This window comes from Caballeronia sp. RCC_10 (genome assembly GCF_041360715.1).
Lineage (GTDB): Bacteria > Pseudomonadota > Gammaproteobacteria > Burkholderiales > Burkholderiaceae > Caballeronia > Caballeronia grimmiae.
Window position 1 is genome coordinate 17,431 of the sequence record NZ_JBFUPT010000001.1, and the last position, 22,327, is coordinate 39,757.

General features: G+C 64.6%; 23 protein-coding genes and 2 pseudogenes. 6 read left to right on the forward strand and 19 right to left on the reverse strand.

What is annotated here, in order from left to right:
- Nucleotides 1-310: 310 nt before the first annotated feature.
- The 7 genes from AB6804_RS00075 to AB6804_RS00105 form a co-directional block, all read right to left on the reverse strand.
- Nucleotides 311-1,072 carry a hydratase gene (locus tag AB6804_RS00075; protein ID WP_370884753.1) on the reverse strand — a complete coding sequence of 254 codons (762 nt, stop codon included), beginning with the start codon at nt 1,070-1,072 and terminating at the stop codon, nt 311-313.
- A 171-nt stretch (nt 1,073-1,243) separates the two neighbouring features.
- A complete protein-coding gene (rbsK, locus tag AB6804_RS00080) occupies nt 1,244-2,188 on the reverse strand; it encodes a ribokinase (RefSeq protein ID WP_370884754.1) in 945 nt (314 codons plus the stop codon).
- Between the two features lie 27 nt (nt 2,189-2,215).
- Nucleotides 2,216-3,265 carry a LacI family DNA-binding transcriptional regulator gene (locus AB6804_RS00085; protein WP_244794722.1) on the reverse strand — a complete coding sequence of 350 codons (1,050 nt, stop codon included), beginning with the start codon at nt 3,263-3,265 and terminating at the stop codon, nt 2,216-2,218.
- 174 nt (nt 3,266-3,439) lie between these two features.
- Nucleotides 3,440-4,438, reverse strand: a complete 999-nt coding sequence (locus AB6804_RS00090; RefSeq protein WP_244794723.1) for an ABC transporter permease — start codon at nt 4,436-4,438, stop codon at nt 3,440-3,442.
- Complete coding sequence (locus AB6804_RS00095) at nt 4,439-6,052, reverse strand: sugar ABC transporter ATP-binding protein (protein ID WP_370884755.1); 1,614 nt, start codon at nt 6,050-6,052, stop codon at nt 4,439-4,441.
- 170 nt (nt 6,053-6,222) lie between these two features.
- On the reverse strand, nt 6,223-7,185 hold the full coding sequence (locus tag AB6804_RS00100; RefSeq protein WP_370884756.1) for a sugar ABC transporter substrate-binding protein: 963 nt from the start codon (nt 7,183-7,185) through the stop codon (nt 6,223-6,225).
- A 163-nt stretch (nt 7,186-7,348) separates the two neighbouring features.
- Complete coding sequence (locus tag AB6804_RS00105) at nt 7,349-7,630, reverse strand: hypothetical protein (RefSeq protein WP_035966250.1); 282 nt, start codon at nt 7,628-7,630, stop codon at nt 7,349-7,351.
- Nucleotides 7,631-7,867: 237 nt separating this feature from the next.
- Here AB6804_RS00105 and AB6804_RS00110 point away from each other — a divergent pair.
- The 4 genes and pseudogenes from AB6804_RS00110 to AB6804_RS00125 form a co-directional block, all read left to right on the forward strand.
- A pseudogene (locus AB6804_RS00110) lies at nt 7,868-8,179 on the forward strand (PsiF family protein); the annotation flags it as partial.
- A gap of 30 nt (nt 8,180-8,209) precedes the next feature.
- Nucleotides 8,210-8,302: pseudogene (locus tag AB6804_RS00115) on the forward strand (PsiF family protein); the annotation flags it as partial.
- Nucleotides 8,303-8,511: 209 nt separating this feature from the next.
- A complete protein-coding gene (locus AB6804_RS00120; protein WP_370884757.1) occupies nt 8,512-8,994 on the forward strand; it encodes a hypothetical protein in 483 nt (160 codons plus the stop codon).
- Nucleotides 8,995-9,313: 319 nt separating this feature from the next.
- Nucleotides 9,314-9,904: a YSC84-related protein gene (locus AB6804_RS00125; protein WP_370885383.1), complete on the forward strand. Its 591-nt coding sequence runs from the start codon at nt 9,314-9,316 to the stop codon at nt 9,902-9,904.
- Between the two features lie 78 nt (nt 9,905-9,982).
- Here the strand turns inward: AB6804_RS00125 and AB6804_RS00130 are convergent, their stop codons facing one another.
- The 9 genes from AB6804_RS00130 to mltG all read right to left on the reverse strand — a co-directional run bounded on the left by AB6804_RS00130 (nt 9,983) and on the right by mltG (nt 18,216).
- The gene (locus tag AB6804_RS00130) at nt 9,983-11,050 is read right to left on the reverse strand and encodes a glycosyltransferase family 4 protein (RefSeq protein WP_370884758.1); all 1,068 of its coding nucleotides are present in this window, start codon (nt 11,048-11,050) and stop codon (nt 9,983-9,985) included.
- A 220-nt stretch (nt 11,051-11,270) separates the two neighbouring features.
- Nucleotides 11,271-12,656 carry an alpha,alpha-trehalose-phosphate synthase (UDP-forming) gene (otsA, locus tag AB6804_RS00135; RefSeq protein ID WP_035966256.1) on the reverse strand — a complete coding sequence of 462 codons (1,386 nt, stop codon included), beginning with the start codon at nt 12,654-12,656 and terminating at the stop codon, nt 11,271-11,273.
- Nucleotides 12,657-12,901: 245 nt separating this feature from the next.
- The gene (locus AB6804_RS00140; protein WP_370884759.1) at nt 12,902-13,258 is read right to left on the reverse strand and encodes a Rap1a/Tai family immunity protein; all 357 of its coding nucleotides are present in this window, start codon (nt 13,256-13,258) and stop codon (nt 12,902-12,904) included.
- A 106-nt stretch (nt 13,259-13,364) separates the two neighbouring features.
- Nucleotides 13,365-14,102, reverse strand: coding sequence for an ankyrin repeat domain-containing protein (locus AB6804_RS00145; protein WP_370884760.1), 738 nt, complete (start codon nt 14,100-14,102; stop codon nt 13,365-13,367).
- A 58-nt stretch (nt 14,103-14,160) separates the two neighbouring features.
- Entirely contained in the window at nt 14,161-14,955 is a 795-nt protein-coding gene (locus AB6804_RS00150; protein WP_370884761.1) for a TatD family hydrolase, read from the reverse strand.
- Nucleotides 14,956-14,981: 26 nt separating this feature from the next.
- Nucleotides 14,982-15,512 (reverse strand): GNAT family N-acetyltransferase, encoded by a 531-nt coding sequence (locus AB6804_RS00155; RefSeq protein ID WP_244794728.1) that lies wholly within the window; start codon nt 15,510-15,512, stop codon nt 14,982-14,984.
- A 28-nt stretch (nt 15,513-15,540) separates the two neighbouring features.
- A complete protein-coding gene (locus AB6804_RS00160) occupies nt 15,541-16,566 on the reverse strand; it encodes a DNA polymerase III subunit delta' (RefSeq protein ID WP_370884762.1) in 1,026 nt (341 codons plus the stop codon).
- 19 nt (nt 16,567-16,585) lie between these two features.
- Nucleotides 16,586-17,206, reverse strand: coding sequence for a dTMP kinase (tmk, locus tag AB6804_RS00165; protein WP_370885384.1), 621 nt, complete (start codon nt 17,204-17,206; stop codon nt 16,586-16,588).
- Complete coding sequence (gene mltG, locus AB6804_RS00170) at nt 17,206-18,216, reverse strand: endolytic transglycosylase MltG (protein ID WP_244792279.1); 1,011 nt, start codon at nt 18,214-18,216, stop codon at nt 17,206-17,208. The genes tmk and mltG overlap by 1 nt, the downstream gene beginning before the upstream one ends.
- Nucleotides 18,217-18,339: 123 nt before the next feature.
- Here mltG and AB6804_RS00175 point away from each other — a divergent pair, with 123 nt between their 5' ends.
- Together AB6804_RS00175 and AB6804_RS00180 are read left to right on the forward strand one after the other, a co-directional pair.
- Nucleotides 18,340-19,326 (forward strand): folate-binding protein YgfZ, encoded by a 987-nt coding sequence (locus AB6804_RS00175; protein ID WP_370884763.1) that lies wholly within the window; start codon nt 18,340-18,342, stop codon nt 19,324-19,326.
- A 4-nt stretch (nt 19,327-19,330) separates the two neighbouring features.
- Nucleotides 19,331-20,164 carry an NRDE family protein gene (locus tag AB6804_RS00180; RefSeq protein WP_370884764.1) on the forward strand — a complete coding sequence of 278 codons (834 nt, stop codon included), beginning with the start codon at nt 19,331-19,333 and terminating at the stop codon, nt 20,162-20,164.
- A gap of 11 nt (nt 20,165-20,175) precedes the next feature.
- On the opposite strand, the gene AB6804_RS00185 is transcribed toward AB6804_RS00180, so the two are convergent.
- From AB6804_RS00185 to AB6804_RS00195, 3 genes are read right to left on the reverse strand one after another with little or no spacing between them, the layout of a single operon-like run.
- Nucleotides 20,176-20,448: a hypothetical protein gene (locus AB6804_RS00185; protein WP_370884765.1), complete on the reverse strand. Its 273-nt coding sequence runs from the start codon at nt 20,446-20,448 to the stop codon at nt 20,176-20,178.
- Complete coding sequence (locus AB6804_RS00190; RefSeq protein WP_370884766.1) at nt 20,445-21,398, reverse strand: alpha/beta hydrolase; 954 nt, start codon at nt 21,396-21,398, stop codon at nt 20,445-20,447. The genes AB6804_RS00185 and AB6804_RS00190 overlap by 4 nt, the downstream gene beginning before the upstream one ends.
- 44 nt (nt 21,399-21,442) lie before the next feature.
- Nucleotides 21,443-22,312: an SDR family oxidoreductase gene (locus tag AB6804_RS00195; RefSeq protein WP_370884767.1), complete on the reverse strand. Its 870-nt coding sequence runs from the start codon at nt 22,310-22,312 to the stop codon at nt 21,443-21,445.
- Nucleotides 22,313-22,327 lie beyond the last annotated feature (15 nt).

Genomic DNA, 22,327 nt, shown 5'->3' on the forward strand with positions numbered 1-22,327 from the left:
CTCGCCGAAGTCAGAAAGCCTTGGTCGTCCCGACGCGCGTTATCGAAACGACATCGCTTGAATTCATCCTAAACCCTTTCGAATTTTTTTTCACGCACTAGCTAATATGATTTGCTTCGAAGCTCCTTCGAACAATCACTAGCTTGGTGAGTTATTTTCGTTCACCTACAATCCTCAGTCCCGATGTCAGCATTGTCGTGTTCGCTGCATCGCGCATTCGTTGTGTTCCAACAGCCTCGTTCCGCCAAAGTGGTGGCGTGGGGCGAACGCATCGCTCGATGCGCTTTCTGTTGCGCACAGATGACATCGGTCACGTGAGCACGAGTTCGAGTTCGCCGATGCGATCAATCGCGCCATGCACCATCGACGGCCCCTCCACGCGATACGCGCCCGTATAGGATCCGGTGGTGATGGTCCAGAAGGGCTCGACGGTCAAACCCATGCGGGAACAATGGTTGACGAGCCAGGGCAGCAATTCGCGAGGATCGCCCGCAGGATTGCCTAGCGTAGCCGGAGCAATCCCCACGCCATCGAGAGTGAGTTCGAGCCGCGGCGCGAGAAAATCGAAGCCCGGTGCGACCACGTCGTAAGGCTCCATGCCGCTCGTGATGAGCGCGCCGTTGTTCTGCGCATCCGCAAGCTGTGCAAGCGGGTCGAGATTGGGCCATTGCGCGAAACGGCTATCGACCACTTCGAGCGCGACCGCCATGCCGCCGATTGCCGCGAACACTTCGGCGCGCGTATAGGGATCGGATTTCGGGGGCAAGGCATAGGCGAAGCGAAACGCTATTTCGAGTTCCACCAGCACGCGAAAGAAGCTGCTGCAGGGCAGGCGCGCGGGCGACACATACACGCATTCCGCATCGATGGGTGCGCCCGTGGCAAGCGAATCGGGTGCGCGCGCGCCGATCTTCCAGGCGCCGATGCGCGCTTTCGTATCGCGCAGGACTTCGTGCTGGATGGCGTAGGCGGTGTGCGCGTCGGGGGGAAGATCGCGCTCTTCCAGCGAGTCGATCAGTTGATGCTGACGCCGCGCTGCAACGAGCTTGGCGGCGAGTGTCGATCCGGTCATGTTGCTATCCTCGTGTGAACGATGACACACAGTGCAACAGTGTACGGGCTGCCGGATCGATTTGCGTTTGCCCTTGCTGGCGTCATGTAGCCACGCGCCGCACGACGCTTGAACGAATCGTGAACGGACGGTGTGAGCGCGTCCCCGCCTTCGCCGCGAAGCAGGCGCCGCTTATTTCGACACTTCGTTCCGATGCGGAATCGACGGCTGCGCGCCTTCGCGCGTCACGGCGAGCGCGGCGGCGCGCTGGCCGAACGCGATCGCATCGGCGACGGCGCTGCCGCGTGCAAGCTCCGCCGCGAATCCGCCGATGAACGTATCGCCGGCGGCGGTGGTGTCCACGGCCTCGACTTTCGGCGAGGGCAAGTGCCGGCCATCGTCATCGCCATGAAGCAGCGCATACACGCCCTGCCCGCCCAGCGTCACGATGACGTTGCGCGCGCCCTTGTCCTTCAGCGCGTGCGCGGCGCGGCGCGCATCGTCGGGCGTGGAGATCGGAGCGCCGGTCAGCGTGCCGGCTTCGAGTTCATTCGGGATCAGATAGTCGACGAGGGGAAACCAGTCGGCGGGCAAAGCGCTCGCGGCGGGCGCGGGGTTGAGAATCGTCGTGCGTCCGAGCCTTCGCCCTGCGGCGAGCGCCGCGCGCACGGTTTCGGTCGGTGTTTCGAGCTGGCAGACGATGACATCCGCCTGCGCCAGCATGTCCTCCTGCGCGCCGATGCGCTCAGGCGTCACTTCGGCGTTGCTGCCCGCGACGATGACGATCGCGTTCTGGCTCGCGTCATCGACGATGATGAGCGCCACGCCCGTCGGTGCGTGCTCGCTCGTGGCCAGCGCCGTGCAGTCGATGCCTTCCGCTTCGAGACTGCTCTTGAGCGTTGCGCCGTTCGTGTCGTTGCCGACGCAGCCGATCATCGCGACCTGCGCACCGAGGCGCGCCGCCGCGACCGCCTGATTGCCGCCCTTGCCGCCCGGCACCTGCGCGAACGCGTGCCCCGCGAGCGTTTCGCCCGGCAGCGGCAGGCGCGGTGCGCGGGCGACCAAATCCATGTTGAGGCTGCCGACCACGGTCACGCGGCCGCGCGGGCTAGGGTTCGGCTTGGCTTTGTCGGTCATCGTGTTGAGTGTTTGTCGATCGAAGAGTTATTCGGCGTTCACCGCGACGGTCCGGCCACGCGCGGCGCGGAACGTCTGCGGGGCCACCGCCGTCGATTCGCGGCGCACGAGGCGCGGCGGCACCACGCGGCGGCGCGTCGGACCCGGCAGCTTACCCGTAATGCGTTCGATGAGCGTCTGCGCGGCCATCTCGCCGAGCGAGCGCACCGACTGGCCGACCGTCGACAGCGCGGGATACGTGTAGCGCGACAGTTCGACGTCGTCGAAACCGATGATCGAGCAATCCTCCGGCACGCGAATCCCGCGTTCCGCCGCCGCACGCAGCGCGCCGATGCCCATCATGTCGTTGCACGCGAAGATCGCGGTCGGCCTCATCGAATCGAAAAGTTGCGAGGCCGCCGCGTAGCCGCCCGTCGCCGAAAAGTCGCTCTGCACGATCGCGTCCGGACCGATTCCGACGCCGCTTTCGGCCATCGCGCGAATGAAGCCGTGCAGGCGCATTGCGCTCACCGCCGTTCCCGCCGGACCCGTGATGCAGCCGATATCCGAATGGCCGAGTTGCAGCAGATGCCTCGTCGCGCAATACGCGCCCTTCTCGTGGTCGATCTGTACGAGATCGGCCGAGATGCCCTCGATGTTTCTATCGACGATCAAAAGCGGCTCGCGCGCGTTCGCGAGGCATTGCGCAAGCACCGCATCCTCGCCCGCCGATGCAATCACCAGCCCGTCGATGCGCTTTTCCTGCAACACGCGCAGATAGTTGCGCTGCTTGGCGGGATCGTCGTCGGAGTTGCAGAAGAACACGCAGTAGCCGTTCTTCGCGCAGCCGTCCTCGACGCCGCGCGCCAGTTCCGCGAAGTACGGATTCGTCGCGTTCGGCACGAGCAGGCCGATGGTGGCCGTCGAGCGCGCCTTCAGCGAACGCGCAACCGCCGACGGCACGTAGTCCAGCTCGCGAATCGCCCGCTCGACTTTCGCCCGCACATCGGCGGACACCGGCCTCGAATTGTTCACTACGTGGGACACCGTCGTAAACGACACCCCGGCAATGGCTGCCACGTCTTTGATCGTCGCCATACATCGTCCTTCGCTTTTCTGGTCCAACTGCTTTTGTCGACCGGATACGTTCCGTGCGCACGGCCCTCCCGTACGCAATTGCCGCTCCCCGTTGCTCCACGCGTGCAAACGGAAACGCCCGGTTCCTCTTTTTTCGTCGCCACGCTGCACGGCGACGTCCTGCCGATACTGCCCTCAGGCGCGTTTGCGCCTGCTGCGATACGTGTCCAGCACCACCGCCACCACGATCACCGCGCCCGTGATGATTCGCTTCGTCGGCTCGTTCGCGCCGATCTGCGCAAGCCCCGCCGCGAGCACCGAGATGATCAGAACGCCGAAAAACGTGCTGATGACCGAGCCGCGCCCGCCCATCAGACTCGTTCCGCCGATCACCACCGCCGCGATCACCTGAAGCTCCACTCCCGCGCCCGCGTTCGGATCGGCGGCTTCGAGGCGCGAAATCTGAAACAGCGCCGCGAGCCCGGAAAGCGCGCCCATCAGCGTGAAAACGATTACCTTGTACGGCCGCGGGTCCACGCCCGCGAGCCGGACCGCTTCCTCGTTCGTGCCTATCCCTACCAGATATCGGCCGAAAATCGTCCGAGTCAAGACCCAATGCGCAATGATCATCACCGCGACCGCGATCAGGAACGCGGGCGAGATGCCGAACGCGATCGGATTCGAAAGAAAGTCGAACGCGTCGCCGATATACGCGGTGCGCGAATTCGTCATCTGGTACGCGAGGCCGCGCGCCGCTTCCAGCACGCCGAGCGACACGATGAACGACGGGATCCGCCACGCGACCGTCACCAGGCCCGTGACCGTGCCCGTCAGCGCGGCGGCGGCAAGGCCGATCAACGCCGCCGGAAACGCCGGCCAGTGCCACTTGAGCGCCGCGACGCTCACCACCGACGCGCCCAGCGCCAGCACCGACCCCACCGAAAGGTCGATGCCCGCGATGATCAGCACGAAGGTCATGCCGATCGACATCACGACGAGGTCCGGTATCTGGTTCGCGATCGTGCTGAACGTGTCGTACGTCAGAAAGTGCGAACTCAGCACCGAAAACAGCGCGATCATCGCCGCCAGCGCGCCCGCGAGTCCGATGTAATTCGAGAATCCGAGGCGCGTGCCGGCGCCCTTCGCCGTCTTCGGTGCATCGGCTGAGAGCTTCGCGTCGGTCTGGCCCGTCATTCAATGCTCCACGAAAGTGTCTTGTTCCGGCGGCTTCGCGTCGGGCGCGAGCGGTTCGTGCAGCATCGCCTCGCGCTTTGCATAGCCCGCGAACGCCGCAGCGAGCAGCGCGTCCTGCGTCCAGCTGTCGCGATCGAAGAGGCCCGTCATCTTTCCCGCCGACATCACGCCGATGCGGTCGCAAATCAGCATCAGCTCGCGCAGATCGCTCGATACCACCACGAGCGCCCGGCCTTCGCGAGCCAGCGCGCCCATCAATCCGTAGATGTCGAATTTCGCGCCGACATCGATGCCGCGCGTCGGTTCGTCGAACAGCAGCACGCGGCACGCTTCGCGGCCTTCGCGCGCAAGCCAGCGGCCGATCACCACTTTCTGCTGATTGCCGCCCGACAGTTCCGACACGGCCTGCGCCGGTCCGGACGTGCGCACGCGCATCGCGTCGATCTGCCGCTGCGCAAGCGCTGCCTCGCGGCGCGCGTCTATCACGCCATGACGCGCCACCGCGCCGACATTGCCGAGTGAAACGTTCGCGGCGATGGGCAGGGCGAGCAGCAGGCCCTCGCCCTTGCGGTCTTCCGTGATGAGCGCGATGCCGTGCTTGACCGCGTCCGACGGCGACTGCACGTTCACCGGCTGCAACGTTTGCCCGTTGCGGGCGATCGACACCGTGCCCGCGTCCGCGCGATCCGCGCCGTAAATCAGACGCATCAGTTCCGTGCGGCCCGCGCCGATCAGCCCGCTTACGCCGAAAATCTCGCCCGCGCGGACATCGAACGAAACGTCGCGCACCGCCTGGCCGCGCGTCAGGCCGTCCACTTTCAAGACGACGTCGCCCAGGCGCTTCTCGCCCAGATCGATGCGCTCGCCAAGCTCACGCCCGACCATCAGCGTCACGAGCTGCTCGCTCGACAGCGCGTCCATCGGACCGATATGGACGAGGCGTCCGTCGCGCAGGACGGCTGCCCGCTCCGCGATGCGCCGCAATTCCTCCAGCCGATGCGAGATGTACACGAGCGCCACGCCGCGCGCCTTCAGCCGCGCGATCTGCTCGAACAGCAGATCGACTTCGCGGGCGGTCAGCATCGCGGTCGGCTCGTCGAGAATCAGCACGCGGCAATCGCCGATCAGATTGCGGGCGATCTCCACCATCTGCTGATGACCGATACCGAGATCGCCGACGAGCGTGTCCGGATCGATTGCATCCAGCCCGACTTGCGCCATCGCGTGACGGGCGTCGTCGGCAAGACGCTTGCGGTCGATCCAGCCGAACTTCACGCGGCCCTTCTGCGGCAGCCGGTTCAGGAACAGGTTTTCGGCGACCGAAAGCGTCGGCAGCAGATTCAGTTCCTGCATGACCATCCGCACGCCGAGCGCTTCCGCGTCGGTGCGGCTTTGGGGCGCATACGGGTGGCCCGCGAGCGTCATCGCGCCGGTGGTCGGATCGGCGAGACCGCCGATGATCTTCGACAGCGTGCTCTTGCCTGCGCCGTTCTCGCCCGTCAACGCGAGCACCTCGCCGGGCCTGAGCCCGAGCGAAACGTCGGTCAGCACCGGCTCGACATAGGTCTTGCCGATGCCCGCGACCGTCAGCACGCAGGGGTCCGCATCGTTCATATTGGCGTAGGGTCGGTCAAAGCTGGGTCAGCATCCTCGCTTGCTTCAAACTCGCTTTCTTCAAACTTCCGGGCTGCGTCTTTCGTCCGCGCCCGTGCGCGTTTTAACGGCACGATGGCCGCGAACTTGAGGATGGTCGGTTCGCGCCCCCACGCTCGCGGCCTTGCAACTTACTTCGTGACCAGATCGACCGGAGTTTCCACCACGGTCGACAATGTTGATTGCTTCTGATGGCCCGCGATCGCCTTGAGCGCCACGTCGATGCCGAACACCGCCTGTTTCGCGGCGTACTGATCGGCGGTGGCGAGCACGCGGCCGTCCTTCAGCATCGGCTTGATCGCGTTGATGTTGTCGTAGCCGACCACCTGCACCTTGCCGGCCTTGCCCGCCGCGCGCACCGCCGACACTGCGCCGATCGCCATGTTGTCGTTGCCGCACAGGAGCGCCTTGACGTTCGGATTCGCGTTGAGAATCTGCGAGGCGACCGCGTTGCCCTTGTCGATTTCCCAGTCGCCCGATTGCAGCGCGACCACTTTCATGCCGCCCGCGTCCATTGCGTCCTTGAAGCCGGCGGTGCGCTGCTGCGCGTTCGTCGTGGTCGACACGCCTTCGATGATCCCCACTTCATCGCCCTTCTCGAGACGCTTGGCGAGATAGTCGCCGACCTGACGCGCGCCCTTGCGATTGTCCGGTCCGACGAACGGCACGTTCAGATCCTTCGACTTCAGCACGTCCTGATCGAGCCGGTTGTCGATGTTCACGACGATGATCCCCGCATCCGCCGCCTTCTTGATGACCGGCACGAGCGCCTTCGAATCCGCCGGCGCGATGACGAGCGCATCGACCTTGGAGACGATCATCTGCTCGACGATGCGGATCTGCGCGGCGGTATCCGTTTCGTCCTTGATGCCGTTGGTGATGAGATCGAACTTCGCGGCGTTCTTCTGCTGATATTCCTTCGCGCCGGTTTCCATCGTCAGGAAGAACTCGTTGGCGAGCGACTTCATCACGAGCGCGACTTTCGGCTTGGCCGCGCCCTGTGCGAACGCGGACGACGATGCAAACGGCAACGCGGCGCACACGGCCAGCGCGACGGCAGCCGACAGAACGCGGCGGCGAACGATTGATTCCATGCGGATCTCCTCCAGTGCTTTCATTGGTGTTCTCGGACGGGCGAAGTGGCCGCAACTGCGGATTGCAACGTTTGCCCGCCGTCGATTCTCGTAGCTGCCCGGCGAGCGGTCAAATGGGACTAACGTGTAGGAAGTACTCCAGACGGGCCACGCGATGCGTCGCTCAAAGTCCCTCGACGGATTCGCCTTCCACTTCGTTGTCGACGATCTTCCGTCCATATTCGATACCGGCGCGCGTCGCATCGATCGGGCTGTCGAACGGTTCCTGGGCGGGCACGCCGAACATGGCCTCGCGTCCGCTTTCGCCCGCCGCGCTGCGCGAGATGGTCACGAAGATGTCGAAGTGGCGCGGACCGTCGTCGGGCTCGCCACGCTCGTGCGCGCGGCGCATGGCCTGTACGCGGATTTCGAAGCCCTTGTAGTGATCGGCGAGCGGCGTGGACATGAGGCGGCTCCTTCTATCGTGGAAGAATTGGCGCGCAATGCGCCGAACCAATGACTCGACCTTACGGAAACCGCCGGTCGCTCATCTTCGCGAAAGGACGATGCAAGCGTAACGTTGCAGCGGCGTCGAATGTCACCTTATCGCACACTTTGCAGCAACCCGGTTTGCCATAATGCGCGGGCGGGTCATCGATACTCGCTGTCCTAACAAGATGTCACTCACTCAGGGAGCGTCCCCATGAACATGCGAGCTACTGCGCTCATCGCCGTGCTGAGTCTCACACTCGGCGCGAACACGGCTTTTGCGGCCAACAGCCAGCAATCGAAGATGACGGAATGCAACAAGCAGGCGGCAGACAAGAAAGGCGATGACCGCAAGGCCTTCATGAAGAGTTGTTTGTCTGCATCGGCATCGGCATCGGCGCCTGCCGAGGCTTCCGCGCCGATGACGCAGCAGCAGCGCATGACGGCGTGCAATGCGCAGGCGTCCGGCAAGAAAGGCGACGATCGCAAGGCGTTCATGAAGAGTTGCCTGTCGAGCGCTCCGGCTGCGGCCGCTTCGGAACCGATGACTCAGCAGCAGCGCATGACGGCGTGTAACACGCAGGCGACCGGCAAGAGCGGCGACGACCGCAAGGCTTTCATGAAAAGCTGTCTGAGCAACAAGGGTTAAGCACCCTTCTCGATCCGGGCCGCGCTGTTCGCGCGGCCTGTCTTCCTTTCCCTGCTTGCCGGCCGATATTGCACTGCAACCACGCAAGTGATTCGCGCCGCCGTCTTTTTCTCCTAAGATGGCGCGAAGGCGGCCCTTCGACAATACAAGAAATACGCCATCGGCCGCCGCTCGTCTAGCACAGCGTCCCGCTTCGCAAGGAGGCACGGATGGCATGGAAGCACAAGAACCGCTGGTTCCGCCGGTGGCTCCTGACGATCACCTTCTGGGCCGTGCCCGTGATGATCGTCGCGGTCAACGAGGCGCGCGAGGAGATGGCCTACAACAAGGTCGATCTTCAGAAGTCGCTTGCCACGTGGGAGTTGACCGATGCGCAGCGCGCGACAGGCGCCGCGGCCCGCTGTCACGGCGATCCGGACGAGGCGCGCGCCGCCGGCTGCCCCGCCGACATCCTGCTCGCCAATGCGCCGAAGCATCAGGACGCGCTCGACGAATACGCGCATCGCAAGGCGACGCTTGCCGATTATCTTTGGCACGCCTTCGTCGGCTACTGGGTAACGCCTGCCGCGTTCTTGCTCGTTGTCGGCATGACGGTTGGCGCGATCCGCCGTGCGCTCAGGCGGCCCGCGCAGGCACCGCGCCCCGTCGCACCGACTCATCCGACGGAAGTAAAAACGACGAGCCATCCCTGAGTATGCGCCGGGTACGGTCGTTGCTACTGCCAACGGCGGCGTTCCTGTAACACGCGCAAAAGGGTGCGGCGCAATTAGTGCATGGCGGATGCGACGCCTGCGGCAAACTGACCAGTCGATCGATCAGCTTTCAAATGACGTTCGGAAAACTTGACGTTTTGCCGCTGGCAGCATGGAATGGATGGACATCGCCGATGTCCGGTTCGTGTGACTCACGCTCATCGGCCAGGTCTCGCGTTTCGTTGTCGCTGTGCTATAACTTGGCGTGCCTCACCCTCCCGCTCTATGGGGTTTCCTAATTCCACGATGGAGAACAATGATGCAAAGACGAAACTTCATGCTCAAGTCGACGGCCGTGTTGGCGCTGGGAGGCCTCGCGCTTGCCGGTTGCACGACCAATTCGAACACGGGCGCTGAAAAAGCCGCCGGTACCGCCGATGACCGCCGTTCCATCGACGCTGACGTCGACGGCACCATCCAGCGTCTTTACACGACGGTTCCCGGCTCGCGCGAACTGGTCTCGAAGTCGCGCGGAATTCTCGTCTTCCCGTCGGTGATTCAGGCCGGCTTCATCGTCGGCGCCCAGTACGGCAAGGGTTCGCTGCGCGTGGGCGGCAGCACCGTCGGCTATTACAGCACGACGTCGGGCTCGTTCGGCCTGCAGGCGGGCGCGCAGTCGAAGGCGATCATCTTCCTGTTCATGACCCAGGACGCGCTCGACAAATTCCGTAATTCGGACGGCTGGGCTGCAGGCGTCGATGCATCGGTTGCGCTCGTGAAGATGGGCGCGAACGGCGCCGTCGATACGACCACCGCCACCGCGCCGGTCGAAGCATTCGTGCTGACCAACGCGGGTCTGATGGCCGACGTCTCGCTGCAAGGCACGAAGGTCACGCGCCTCAAGATGTAACGGGCGTTTCATCCTTCACGGCAGCAAGCATGACCGCCGTGTGGCGCGACGAGAGGGTCGCGCCACACGGCGGTTTTTTTACGTCGTTGCGCTGTCGATCAGCTTGAACCGCGAGCGTTTCTGCGCACGCACCACGGCCCGATACGCATCGAAATACTGCCGCGCCATCCGGTGCGACGTGAAACGTTCCTCGAAGCGTCTTCGCACACCCTCGCGCGGCAGCGTATGCAGCCGGTTGACGGCCGCGACCGCGCCGATCTCATCTTCGACGATAAAGCCCGACACGCCCTCGTCCACCACTTCCGGCACCGCCCCGCGATTGAACGCGATGACAGGCGTGCCGCAGGCCATTGCTTCGATCATGGCGAGGCCGAAAGGCTCCGGCCAGTCGATCGGAAACAGCAGCGCGAGCGCGCCCGAAAGAAATTCGGCCTTCTGGCTATCGTTAATTTCGCCGATGTATTCGACATACGGCAATTCAAGAAGCGGCGCGATTTCACGCTCGAAATACTCATGATCGGCGGCATCGACCTTGGCGGCGATCTTGATCGGCAGACCGCAGCGCCCGGCGATGCGAATCGCCGTATCGACGCGCTTTTCTGGCGAAATGCGCCCGAGGAACGCCAGATACTTGTGCTCGACGGGCTGCGGCACGTAGAGCTTTTCCGGCAGCCCGTGATAGACCGTCGACACCCACTTCGCCTGCGGCAACGGATGCCGCTGCGCATCCGAAATCGACACGACGGGCGCGGTGTTGAAGGTATCGAACACCGGCTGCTGCTCCGGCAAATCGAGGCGGCCGTGCATCGTCGTGACGAACGGCGTCTCCTGCCGGTTGAAGAGCGAGAACGAGTAATAGTCCATGTGGAAATGCAGGACGTCGAACTCTTCGGCCCGGCGCCGCACCATTTCCATCAGCAGCATATGCGGCGCGATGCGGTCGCGAATCGCGGGATCGAGGCGCAGCGCGCGCGGCCAGACCGATTCCAGCTTCGCGGTGGTCTGGGAATCGCCGGTGGCGAACAGCGTGACCTCGTGCCCCAGTTCGACGAGCGCTTCAGTCAGATACGACACGACACGCTCCGTGCCGCCATAGAGCTTGGGCGGCACCGATTCGGTCAGCGGGGCGATCTGGGCAATTCTCATCGTTCGTCTCCATGCATTTTCGACGTCCACCCGAACTCGACGCGCGGCCTCTCTGCCACGCGCTTCGAGTATGACAGCAGGGTGTAAGCGGGCTAACGAGGTGTTGCCCTAGGCGTCGATTCGCGAGAAGCCATTATCGCGGGCGAACGGCGGCGAAACAGCGCTTCCTTGCACTTTCAAGACCTTGTTACAGGCGGGAAACACTCGTTTCGCGCGGCTGTTACTTGCGCCGGACGTCGCGTAGATCCGCGAGAAAATTGTCGCGCCAGACGCCGAGGTCGTACTTGCGCAGCGCGGCCATGTTCGCCTCGTAGCGTTGCTGCCGCTCGGCAAGCGGCATCGCGAGCGAGCGCGCGAGCGCGTCGCTCATGCCGACGACGTCATGCGGGTTCACCATCACCGCGCCGGACAACTCGCCCGCCGCGCCCGCGAACTGCGAGAGCACGAGCACGCCGGGATCGTCGGGATTCTGCGCGGCGACATACTCCTTCGCGACCAGATTCATGCCGTCGCGCAGCGGCGTCACCAGCCCGATTTGCGATTCGCGAAACAGCGACATCAGCTTCCAGCGGTCGTATCGCTGATTCAGATAGCGGATCGGCGTGTAATCGAGGCCCGAAAAGCGCCCGTTGATGCGCCCTGCTTCGTATTCGAGGTTCTGCCGGATCTGTTGATAAGTCTCGACGTCCGAGCGCGTGGGCGGCGCGATCTGCACGAGCGTGACGTTGCCGCGCCACTCCGGCGATTTCTCCAGAAAATGCTCGAACGCGCGAAAGCGTTCGACGAGTCCCTTCGAATAATCGAGCCGGTCCACGCTCATGATGAGCTTGCGGCCTTCGAGGCTCTGTTTCAGGTCCATCACGTCCTGACGCGCCTCGCCGCGCTCGGCCTGCTCGGCGATCTCGTCCGGGAACACGCCGATGCGATACACGCCCGTCTTCAACTTCCGGCCGAACGCTTCGACCTGCCCGTCGCTCGTTGCCTTGCCGTGGGCGTGGCGCACGATGTAATCGTGAAACGCGATCTGATCGCCTTCGGTCTGGAAGCCGACGACGTCGTAGCAGCAGAGCGACCGCACGAGTTCTTCATGCGGCGGAATGTTCAAGAGAATTTGCGGCGACGGAAACGGAATGTGCAGAAAGAAGCCGATCCGATTCGTGATGCCCTCGCTGCGCAACGCTTCGGCGAACGGAATCAGGTGATAGTCGTGGACCCAGATGACATCGTCGGGCTGCAGCAGCTTGATGAGCTTGTGCGCGAGCCACGAGTTCACGCGGCGGTAGCCGGCGTATTCGTCACGGTCATAGACGGCGAGATCGTTGCGATAGTGGAACACCGGCCACAACATCGCGTTCGAGAAACCGCGGTAGTACTGGTCGTAGTCCTTCTTCGGCAAGCCGACGGTGGCGAACGTGACCGCGCCGTCCTGCTCGAGCGACGGCCCCTGATTCGCGACGGTCTCGCTCACCACGTCTCCGCTCCAGCCGAACCAGACGCCGCCGCTGTCCTTCAGCGCGCCGAAGACGCCCACGGCGAGCCCGCCCGCGGAGCCCTTGGTTTCGGTCGGCGTGGCGACCCGGTTGGATACGACGACGAGACGGCTCATATGCATTCCTCTTGCGTTTTATTGTCTGCTGCGGGACACGAGCGGCCCGCTTCCAGCTTTTCGACTAGCAAACGGCGTGCGGGTTTCAACGCGGTGCGCGGCGAGCGCATTGAACGACGGAAAGAGAAGCGCGGGCGGCGTAGGACAGCCCCCGTCGAGCCATCGGCACGCGGGCTTGCTTCGAAGAACAACGCAACGGCCGGCGGCGAGCCGTGTGAGTTCGCCGCCAGCCGCCTAACACATGCTCAACGCTCCGCCTTGCACGGAAACGCTTTACCGAGGCCCAGCGAGACCATCGTCGTCGCGTTGAAGGCTGCTTTGTCGGGGTTATCGGCGATGTACTTGCGCACCGCATCCGTCAACTGTTGCGGCTTCACGTCGGCGGGCAGGCAGAAGTACTGGCCGACCTGCGGCCCCGTGGTCCCGCCGATTGCCTCGATCGTGTTGTAGATGCCGTCCGCCGCGCCTTCGATATAGGCGGCGCAGGCCGTGCGCGAGTTGGGATCGGTCTTCGTACAGAGCGTGTTGAGATCGTTGCCGGTGAACGCGAACGCGCAAACCGGCGTCGCGAATGCACAGGCGATGACGAATTCCCGCAGCATGATCTTCCTTTTATGTTGAACGGCGGCTTGATGGGCGAAGGCGGTCAGGCCCGGCCGCCCTTGCCCGGATTCATGCCGGCGTGACAATATTGCGCGTCGATCCGCGTTATTTTGACCCATTTGCGCCGCCTTGCGGAGCGCCGCCCTGCATTGCATCGAGGCGCGCCTGCAGGCCTTCGGCGACATCGCGTTCGTTGTACTTGCGCGCGAAATCCACCGCCGTCATGCCGAGCTGGTTCTTCACGCGCAAGTCCGCGCCTTCATCGAGCAGCAGCTTGCACGTCGACAGATGACCGCCGCGTGCGGCCATCATCAGCGGTGTCGTGCCGTTCGGCGATCCCGCGTCGATATAGGCCGAATGGTCCAGCAGAATCTTGACGACGTCATCATGGCCGTTGGTCGCCGCGTAATGCAGCGGTGTCCAGCCCTTCTTGTTCACTTCCGCCTCTTTCGCGATCAGCAGATTCACGAACGTCGCGTCGCCGTTGAGCGCGGCGAGCATCATTGCATTTTCGCCGGCCGGATCGGCTTTTTCGAGGTCGATGTTCGGGTTATCGGCAAGAAGCTGGCCGACTTTATCCGACTTCTCCCGCGCCGCGATGACGAGGATCGGCGCGCCGGTGTTGTCGACCGTATTCGGGTCCGCGCCCTGCGCCAGTTGTTTCTTGACCGCCGAGACGTCGTCGAATTTGACCGCCTTGATGAGCGAATCCACGGACGCGGCCCACACCGGCTGTGCAAACGCGCACGCCGCGACGAGCGCGCCCGCAAAAAGGCCGCGCACCGTCGCGCGCCTGGCGCGGTTCGTCGTGGAAAGAGTGGAAATCATCGGGGAATTGTTCATGGTGGACCTTCGCATTGCTTCAATACAGGGGATTCGCCGCGCTTCGCTATGGAATCGCTCAGGCCGAAGCCACCGGCCGGGCGATCTTGAACAGCCGGAAAAAGTTGTCGGTGGTGGCCTGCGCGACCGCTTCATCCGTCTCTCCGCGCAATTGCGCAATGAAGCGTCCGACATAACTCACGTAAGCAGGTTCATTCGGCTTGCCGCGATACGGCACCGGCGCGAGATACGGCGAGTCCGTTTCGATCAGCAGCCGGTCGAGCGGCACGCGCCGCGCGACGTCCTGCACGTCGGTTGCCTTCTTGAACGTGACGATGCCCGACAGCGAGATGTGGAAGCCCTGCGCGAGCGCCGCTTGCGCGACGTGCCACGGCTCGGTGAAGCAATGCATCACGCCGCCGGGCACGCTCGCCCGTTCCTCTTCCATGATACGCAGCGTGTCTTCCGACGACGACCGCGTGTGGATGATGAGCGGCTTGCCCGTCGCGTGCGCGGCGCGAATGTGCGTGCGAAAGCGTTCGCGCTGCCATTCCATATCGGCGATGCTGCGCCCTTCCAGCCGATAGTAGTCGAGGCCTGTCTCACCGATCGCGCATACCTTCGGATGCGCGGCCAGTTCGACGAGTTCCGCGACGCTCGGCTCTCTCATGTCCTCGTGATCCGGATGCACGCCGACCGACGCGTACACGTTCTCATGCTGCTCGGCGATCGCGAGCACGGAAGGCAGCGTTTCCAGATCGACGGACACGCACAGCGCATGCGTGACCGCGTGCTCGCGCATCTTGTCGAGCACGTCGGGCAGACGGTCGGCGAGGCCTTCGAAATTGATGTGACAGTGAGAATCGACGAACATCCGTGCTCCTTTGCAGCGAATACTTTCTAGGCCGCAGCCGCGACGCCGGGCTTTGCCGCGCCGTCGAGCCGCAAGCCGAGAATGACGAGATCGCGCTCGACGCCATCGAGCATCGCGACGCGCGGCAGCGTGCCCCACGCCGTGAAGCCGAAATTCGCGAAAAGCCGCATGCTCGGCTCGTTGTGCCCGAACACGAAACCGAGCACGGTATCGACGCCGAGCGACGGCGCTTTGTCGAGCGCTTCCTGCAACAGCTTCTTGCCGAGGCCCTTGCCGCGCGCCCGGTCATGCAGATAGATGCTCACTTCGACGGTGCGCGCATAGGCGGGCCGGCCATAGAAATCGGAAAAGCTGAGCCACGCGATGACGTCGCCGCCTTCCTCGACGACCCACAGCGGCCGCGCGTGCGGCCCGTGCGAGTGAAACCAGGCGAGCCGGCTTTCGATGCTGACCGGGTCGAGGTCCGCCGTCACCTGACGCGAGGCGATCGTCGAATTGTAGATGGCGACGATGGCGGGCAAGTCGTCGAGCGTGGCGTCGCGATACGTGAGGCTCATGGGCGTGCTAATCGGAGAATGCAACGAGTCAGTGAGTGAAGATGCCGCGATAGGCGAGGAACAGCTCCTCGAATACGAGCCGCGCGTTCAGCGGATGATTTTCCACCGCGCGCTGGCGCGTGACCGTCTTGATGTAGCGGGCGAGCGCGGCGGGATCGGCGCTCTGCGCGCAGCGGGCGAGCGTTTTCCCCGCGCCGGGGAAATAGCGCGGGCGGCCGGCGGTGCGCTGCGCGAGCAGGTCGTAGAGCCAGCGTTGCAGCCAGCCGAGCACCATCGGCACGGGCAGCTTTTGCAGATTTTCGCCGCACGCGAAGGCGTCGCAGTTGGGGCCGGCCGCCAGTTGCGCGAGCGTGAAGTCACGCAGCGCGCGGTGTTCGTCGCTGGCGAGCGCGAGCGCGGCGAGCGGCGCGCCACCGGCTTCGGCGAGCAGCCCGGCGGCATCGTCGACTCCTTGCGACGCGAGCCACGCGCGGGCGTCGCTGGCATTCGGGACGCTCATCGGCCATTGACGGCATCGGCTGATGATGGTCGGCAATAATTTGTCGATGCGCGCCGACACCAGCAGGAACACGACGCCCGACGGCGGTTCTTCGAGCGTCTTCAGAAGCGCGTTGGCCGCCGCCACGTTGAGCGCCTCGGCCGGATACAGCAGCACCACACGCAAGCCGCCGCGATGCGAGCCGACGCCGCAGAAATCGAGCAGCGCCCTGACCTGCTCGATCTTGATTTCCTTGCTGGGCGCGCGTGTCTTCTTGCTGTCGCCGTCGTCGGCTTTATCGGCGGATGCATCGTCGCTGGCGAGACCCGCGAGGGCTTCGGGCAGCACGGCGCGGTAATCCGGGTGATTGCCCTGCGAAAACCACAGGCACGCCGGGCACGTGCCGCAAGGCTCGCCGTTGGCGGTGGGGTTCTCGCACAACAGGCCCTGCGCGAGATGCTGCGCGAAATGCAGCTTGCCGATGCCCGCTTCTCCGTGCAGCAAGAGCGCGTGCGGCCAGTGCGCGCGTAGTTGCTGAAGGCGTTGCCAGTCGTCAGTTTGCCAGGGATAGATCATCGTAGAGGCTGGTGAGAAATCAGAGTCCGGCGACCACGTCTTCGAGCCGCTTGCGGATGGCATCGATCGGCTGTGTCGAATCGACGATGACGAACCGCTCCGGCGATTCCGCCGCGCGGCGCAGATATTCGGCGCGCGTGCGCTCGAAGAACGCCTCCGATTCGCTTTCGAACCTGTCGGGCGCGCGGGCAGCCGAGCGCCGTTCGCTCGCGGTGTCGGTGGGCACGTCGAAGAGCACCGTCAGGTCCGGATGAAAACCGCCCTGCACCCAGCGTTCGAGCGCCTCGAGCTTGTCGCGCGGCAGGCCGCGCCCGCCGCCCTGATAGGCGAACGTCGCATCCGAAAACCGGTCCGACAGCACCCAGTCGCCGCGTGCGAGCGCCGGCTCGATCACTTGCGCCAGGTGCTCGCGACGCGACGCGAACATCAGGAGCGCCTCGGTTTCGAGGTCCATCGGCTGATTCAGGAGGATGCCGCGCAGCGTTTCGCCGAGCGCGGTGCCACCCGGCTCGCGCGTCATCACGACACGGCGGCCGCTCGCGGCGATCTTGTCGTCGAGTTGCTGGCGGAACCAGTCGAGATGCGTGGTCTTGCCCGCGCCGTCGATGCCTTCGAACGTGATGAACCTGCCACGCGCCATCATTGACCCCGGATGTACTTGTCGACGGCCTTGTTGTGGTCGCCCAGATTGTCGGAAAAGAAGCTGCTGCCGTCCCCGCGCGAGACGAAATACAGCGCGCTGCTCGCGGCGGGATTCAGCGTGGCGTTCAGCGCGGCCACGCCCGGCAGCGCAATTGGCGTCGGCGGAAGACCCATGCGCGTGTAGGTATTGTACGGAGTGTCCGTCTGCAGGTCTTTTTTCTTCAGACGACCGCCGTAGTCCGGGCCGAGGCCGTAGATCACGGTCGGGTCCGTCTGCAGCGGCATGCCGATGCGCAGCCGGTTCGCGAATACCGCCGCCACGAGCGGCCGGTCCGCCGCGCGCCCCGTCTCCTTCTCGACGATCGACGCCATGATGAGCGCGTCATAAGGCGTCTTGTAAGGCAGGTTCGGCGCGCGCGTGTTCCACGCTTCGGTCAGCCGCCGCTGCATCGTGCGATAGGCGCGCTTGTAGACGGCGAGATCGCTCGTGCCTTTGTCGAAGAGATAGGTGTCCGGGAAAAAGAGCCCTTCGGCGGAAATCTTGTCGACTTCCGTCGCGCCGATCGCCTTCAGAATGTCGATGTCGCTCATGCCGGCCGTGTCGTGCGTGAGCGCGGGATTGCCGTCCAGCTCGCTGCGCATTTTCTGCAGCGTCCAGCCTTCGATGACGGTCGCGACGTATTCGTTCACATCGCCACGGGCAATTTTCTGCAGCACTTCGTAAGGCGTGACGCCGCTCTTGAACGCGTAGTTGCCGGATTTGAGCTGCGCGGACAGGCCGAGCGCGCGCGTCATCAGCACGAAAAGCTCGGGCTCGACGGGCACGCCGCCGCGATTCAGCTGCGCGCTCACGCTGCGCAAGCTGCTGTGAGGTTTGATGGTGACGTCGAGTTCGGCGGGCGAAAGCGTCATCGGCCGGTTGGCCCAGTAATACACGCCGCCTGCGACGGCTGCTGCGAGCATGACGACGAACACCGCCGCCACGATGCATTTCTTCAGGAAAGTCATGCGAAACACGCTTGGGATAAGACCAATATAATAACTTGCCCGCCTGCGCGAAGGCCGCTGACCGGTTTGGTTCGCCATTCACGGACTCCTGGCCGCACCGCTGGCATCGACTCTTCCCGACACATGAATCTCCAGACTCCTTCCCTCGCCGCCGCCGATTTCGAAGCCGTCCGGACCGCCGGCGTGTTTATTCCGCTCACGCAGTTCGGCGTGATCGATGTCAAAGGCGAAGACGCCGCCGCCTTCCTGCACACCCAGCTCACGAACGACGTGCAGCATCTCGACGCATCCACCGCGCGGCTCGCGGGCTATTGTTCGGCGAAGGGCCGCCTGCTCGGCTCGTTCCTGATGTGGCGCACGTCCGACGCGGTTCGCCTGCTGATTTCGAGCGACATCCAGGCGCCCGTGCAAAAGCGCCTGTCGATGTTCGTGCTGCGCGCGAAGGCGAAGCTTTCGGGCGCGACGGCCGAAGTCGCCGCCGTCGGCTTTGCGGGCGATGTCCGCGCGGCGCTGTCCGGCATCTTCGACGCGCTGCCCGATGGCATCCACGTGAAAGTGGAAGGCCCGCATGGCGCACTGATCCGCGTGCCGGATGCGGAGAATCGTCCGCGCTTTCTGTGGATCGGCCCGAAAGCGGATGTCGAAGCGCGGCTCGCGAGCCTCGGCGACAAACTGCACCGCGCGCCCGCCGCGCTCTGGGACTGGCTGGATATTCACGCGGGCGAACCGCGCATCACGCAGGCGACGGTCGAGCAATTTGTCCCGCAGATGGTCAATTTCGACGTGCTCGGCGGGGTCAATTTCAAGAAAGGCTGTTATCCGGGTCAGGAAGTGGTCGCGCGCAGCCAGTATCGCGGCACGATCAAGCGGCGCACTGCCCTCGCGCGCGCCGAAACCGCGACGCCCGGCGCGGAGCTTTTTCATTCCGCCGATCCGGGGCAGCCGTGCGGGCTCGTCGTGAACGTGGCGCCGTCGGAAACGGGCGGTGTCGATTGCTTGGTCGAGATCAAGCTGGCGGCGCTCGATGACGGCGCGGTGCATGTCGGTTCCGCCGATGGTCCCGCGCTCGAATTTCTGCCGCTGCCGTACGCGTTTCCGTCGGACGTGTAAGCGCATGTGCCTCATCGTTTTCGACTGGCAGCCGGACGCAACGGCGGACGCGCAGCCGCACGGCGAGCGCGCCTTGCTGACGCTGGCCGCGAATCGCGATGAATTCTTCCGCCGCGAGGCCGAGCCGATGCACTGGTGGAGCGACGCCCCCGGCGTGCTCGCTGGCCGCGATCTGACGGGCGGCGGCGCGTGGCTAGGCGCGAGCCGCGATGGCCGGTTCGCCGCGCTGACGAACTTTCGCGCGCCCGCCGAAATGCGCCCGGATGCGCCCACGCGCGGCACGCTGGTAAGCGCGTTTTTGTCGGGGGAACGCGTCGCGCCGATGGATTATCTGGAGCGCGTCGCGGCACGCGGGCATCGCTATAACGGGTTCAACTTGCTTTGCGGCGATTTCAGGCGGCGCGAGCTCGGCTGGTACGGCAACCGCGCCGACGCGCCGCCCGCGTTGCTCGAGGCGGGCGTGCATGGCTTGTCGAACAGCTTGCTGAATACGCCGTGGCCGAAGCTCGTCGCGCAACGCGACGCGCTGGCCGACCTGATCCACGCCGATGAACATCCGGAACTCGACGTGCTGATCGAAACGCTACGCGATCCGCGCATCGCCGACGATGCGCTGCTGCCGTCGACGGGCTTGTCGATCGAGCGGGAGCGTGTGCTGTCGGCAGCGTTCATCGAGACGCCCGAGTACGGCACGCGCAGCACCACGGCGCTGCGCGTCACGCCAACGGAGCGTGGCATGTCGATTCAGATCAAGGAGCGCAGCGACGACGATGGCTCGCATCGCATCGTGAGGCCGGGCAGCTTCGAGCGGGCGTTCGACTTCGATATCGCTTCGTGACTGTCGCGCGCTTAGGGCTTGCGTCGAAGCATTCGGACGGCGGCGAACAGGAGTGCCACGGTGAGCGCATCGACGAGAGCGAGAAGCGGCAACGGATCGACCCATTTGTCCATGTTGACGGTGCGCGAGTAGTACGGCGCACCACTGCCGTACGCTTCGATCAGGTTGGCTGCGTTGAAGACAACGACGAGTGCGAGAAGTAGAAGCGCAGAAGCATAGAAGTAGATGCGGGCGGCGGGTTTGCGCGGCAGGCAGACATCCAGACGATCAACCGCATCCCTCACCCCAACGCCTCCCTCAACGCCGCCACCGCATCCGCATGTGCGCGCGCCACTTCGGGCACGAATCCGCCCATCTTGAAGAACTCGTGGATCATGCCTTCATAGCGCGCCAGTGTGACTCGCACGCCGGCCGCTTCGAGCTTCGCCGCATACGCGATGTCCTCGTCGTAGAGCGGATCATGGTCCGCCGCCGCGATCCACGCCGGGGCGACGCCTGCAAAGTCCGGCTGACCGCCCGCCGCATCGAGGGGCGCGAAACGCCAGTCGTCACGGTCGTGATCGTCGCGCAGATATTGCGCGAAAAACCATTGGATCGTTTCGCCCGACAGCAAATAGCCTTCGGCGAGCCGCGCATGCGATGCACTGTCCTGCCGCGCGCTCGTACCCGGATAGATCAGCAGTTGCAGCCGCAACGGGATGCCCGCATCGCGTGCAAGCACCGCGCAGACCGTGGCGAGCGTGCCGCCCGCGCTGTCGCCGCCGATCGCGAGCCGCGCTGCATCGATGCCCAGCAGCGGCGCTTCCTGCACGAGCCATTGAAGCGCGTCGAACGCATCGTTCACGGCTACTGGAAAGCGATGCTCGGGCGCGAGCCGGTAATCGACCGATACCACCGCGCAGCCCGCATCGTGCGCGAGCTTGCGGCAGAGCGCGTCGTGCGTCGCGATGCTGCCGACCGTGAAGCCGCCGCCATGCAGATACAACAGCGCCGCCGCCGGCTCCGCCCAACTCGGCGCGAGCGGATGATAGACGCGCACGCCGATCTCAGCGCCGTCGCGCGTGCCGATACGCATGTCTTCGATGCTGTGCATCGGCAGCGGCGCGATGTCGAGGATCGGCGCGCTCATCGCGTAGGCGGCGCGCGCTTCGGCTGGCGTCAGCGTGTGATACGGCGGACGGTTCGCGCGCGCGACCATCTCGAGAATTTGCGCGATCTTGGGATTGAGCGGCATCGGCGAAAGAAGCGTTCAAAGGGCACGATGATGCCACGAACCCGTTAATCCGATCTCTTCGCTTCTTGTCTGAGCGACATCGGATCGGTCGGGCTGCGCAACTGCGCGATATCGTCGAGCCGAAGTTGAATCGACGGCATGATGTTCGGATGCGTGATGACGTAAAAGCGCCCTTCCCGCACGGCGTCGAAGGTGAGCGCGGCGACATCGCGCGCCGATAGCCGCCCGCCTTCCACCGCCCGCGTCAGTTGCCGCGCCGCCATCTTTTGCGATGCGGTCAGCGGCGCATCGTTGGCGAGCGCATCGGGGCGCGTGCGTTCGGCATCGGCGATGCCCGTCGGCACGAACGCCGGGCACAGCAGCGACACGCCGACCGGCGCACGTGCGAGCCGCAGATCGTGATACAGCGTCTCCGTCAGCCCGACGACCGCGTGTTTCGATGCGTTGTAGACGCCCATCGCGGGCGCCGCGAGCAAGCCGGCCACGGACGCCGTATTGACGATATGCGCGGGCTCGCCCTGCTTCAGCATGATCGGCGTAAAAGCGCGCAGGCCGTTCGCGACGCCCATCACGTTCACGCCGAACACCCATTGCCAGTCCTTCGGGCTGTTCTCCCAGACGAAGCCGCCCGCGCCGACGCCCGCGTTGTTGAAAAGCAGATGCACGCCGCCGTAGGCATCGAGCGTGGCGCGGGCGAGCGCATCGACCTGGCTCGCATCCGACACGTCCGTGCGCACGCCCTGCGCTTGCCCGCCTTGCGCGCGGACGGCATCGACGGTTGCGGCTAGCGCGGCGTCGTCGATATCGGCGAGCACGAGCTTCATACCGAGCGACGCGCCCATGAGCGCAAACTCACGGCCGAAGCCGCTTCCCGCGCCGGTGATGACGGCGACCTTGTCTTCGAAGCGATCCAATGGTTCTCCTGATCT

Excerpts from the sequence above, each read along its gene's own strand:
- AB6804_RS00075 (WP_370884753.1), bottom strand. The coding sequence starts at position 1,072 with ATGACCGGATCGACACTCGCCGCCAAGCTCGTTGCAGCGCGGCGTCAG.
- rbsK (WP_370884754.1), bottom strand. The coding sequence starts at position 2,188 with ATGACCGACAAAGCCAAGCCGAACCCTAGCCCGCGCGGCCGCGTGACC.
- AB6804_RS00085 (WP_244794722.1), bottom strand. The coding sequence starts at position 3,265 with ATGGCGACGATCAAAGACGTGGCAGCCATTGCCGGGGTGTCGTTTACG.
- AB6804_RS00090 (WP_244794723.1), bottom strand. The coding sequence starts at position 4,438 with ATGACGGGCCAGACCGACGCGAAGCTCTCAGCCGATGCACCGAAGACG.
- AB6804_RS00095 (WP_370884755.1), bottom strand. The coding sequence starts at position 6,052 with ATGAACGATGCGGACCCCTGCGTGCTGACGGTCGCGGGCATCGGCAAG.
- AB6804_RS00100 (WP_370884756.1), bottom strand. The coding sequence starts at position 7,185 with ATGGAATCAATCGTTCGCCGCCGCGTTCTGTCGGCTGCCGTCGCGCTG.
- AB6804_RS00105 (WP_035966250.1), bottom strand. The coding sequence starts at position 7,630 with ATGTCCACGCCGCTCGCCGATCACTACAAGGGCTTCGAAATCCGCGTA.
- AB6804_RS00120 (WP_370884757.1), top strand. The coding sequence starts at position 8,512 with ATGGCATGGAAGCACAAGAACCGCTGGTTCCGCCGGTGGCTCCTGACG.
- AB6804_RS00125 (WP_370885383.1), top strand. The coding sequence starts at position 9,314 with ATGCAAAGACGAAACTTCATGCTCAAGTCGACGGCCGTGTTGGCGCTG.
- AB6804_RS00130 (WP_370884758.1), bottom strand. The coding sequence starts at position 11,050 with ATGAGAATTGCCCAGATCGCCCCGCTGACCGAATCGGTGCCGCCCAAG.
- otsA (WP_035966256.1), bottom strand. The coding sequence starts at position 12,656 with ATGAGCCGTCTCGTCGTCGTATCCAACCGGGTCGCCACGCCGACCGAA.
- AB6804_RS00140 (WP_370884759.1), bottom strand. The coding sequence starts at position 13,258 with ATGCTGCGGGAATTCGTCATCGCCTGTGCATTCGCGACGCCGGTTTGC.
- AB6804_RS00145 (WP_370884760.1), bottom strand. The coding sequence starts at position 14,102 with ATGAACAATTCCCCGATGATTTCCACTCTTTCCACGACGAACCGCGCC.
- AB6804_RS00150 (WP_370884761.1), bottom strand. The coding sequence starts at position 14,955 with ATGTTCGTCGATTCTCACTGTCACATCAATTTCGAAGGCCTCGCCGAC.
- AB6804_RS00155 (WP_244794728.1), bottom strand. The coding sequence starts at position 15,512 with ATGAGCCTCACGTATCGCGACGCCACGCTCGACGACTTGCCCGCCATC.
- AB6804_RS00160 (WP_370884762.1), bottom strand. The coding sequence starts at position 16,566 with ATGATCTATCCCTGGCAAACTGACGACTGGCAACGCCTTCAGCAACTA.
- tmk (WP_370885384.1), bottom strand. The coding sequence starts at position 17,206 with ATGGCGCGTGGCAGGTTCATCACGTTCGAAGGCATCGACGGCGCGGGC.
- mltG (WP_244792279.1), bottom strand. The coding sequence starts at position 18,216 with ATGACTTTCCTGAAGAAATGCATCGTGGCGGCGGTGTTCGTCGTCATG.
- AB6804_RS00175 (WP_370884763.1), top strand. The coding sequence starts at position 18,340 with ATGAATCTCCAGACTCCTTCCCTCGCCGCCGCCGATTTCGAAGCCGTC.
- AB6804_RS00180 (WP_370884764.1), top strand. The coding sequence starts at position 19,331 with ATGTGCCTCATCGTTTTCGACTGGCAGCCGGACGCAACGGCGGACGCG.
- AB6804_RS00190 (WP_370884766.1), bottom strand. The coding sequence starts at position 21,398 with ATGCCGCTCAATCCCAAGATCGCGCAAATTCTCGAGATGGTCGCGCGC.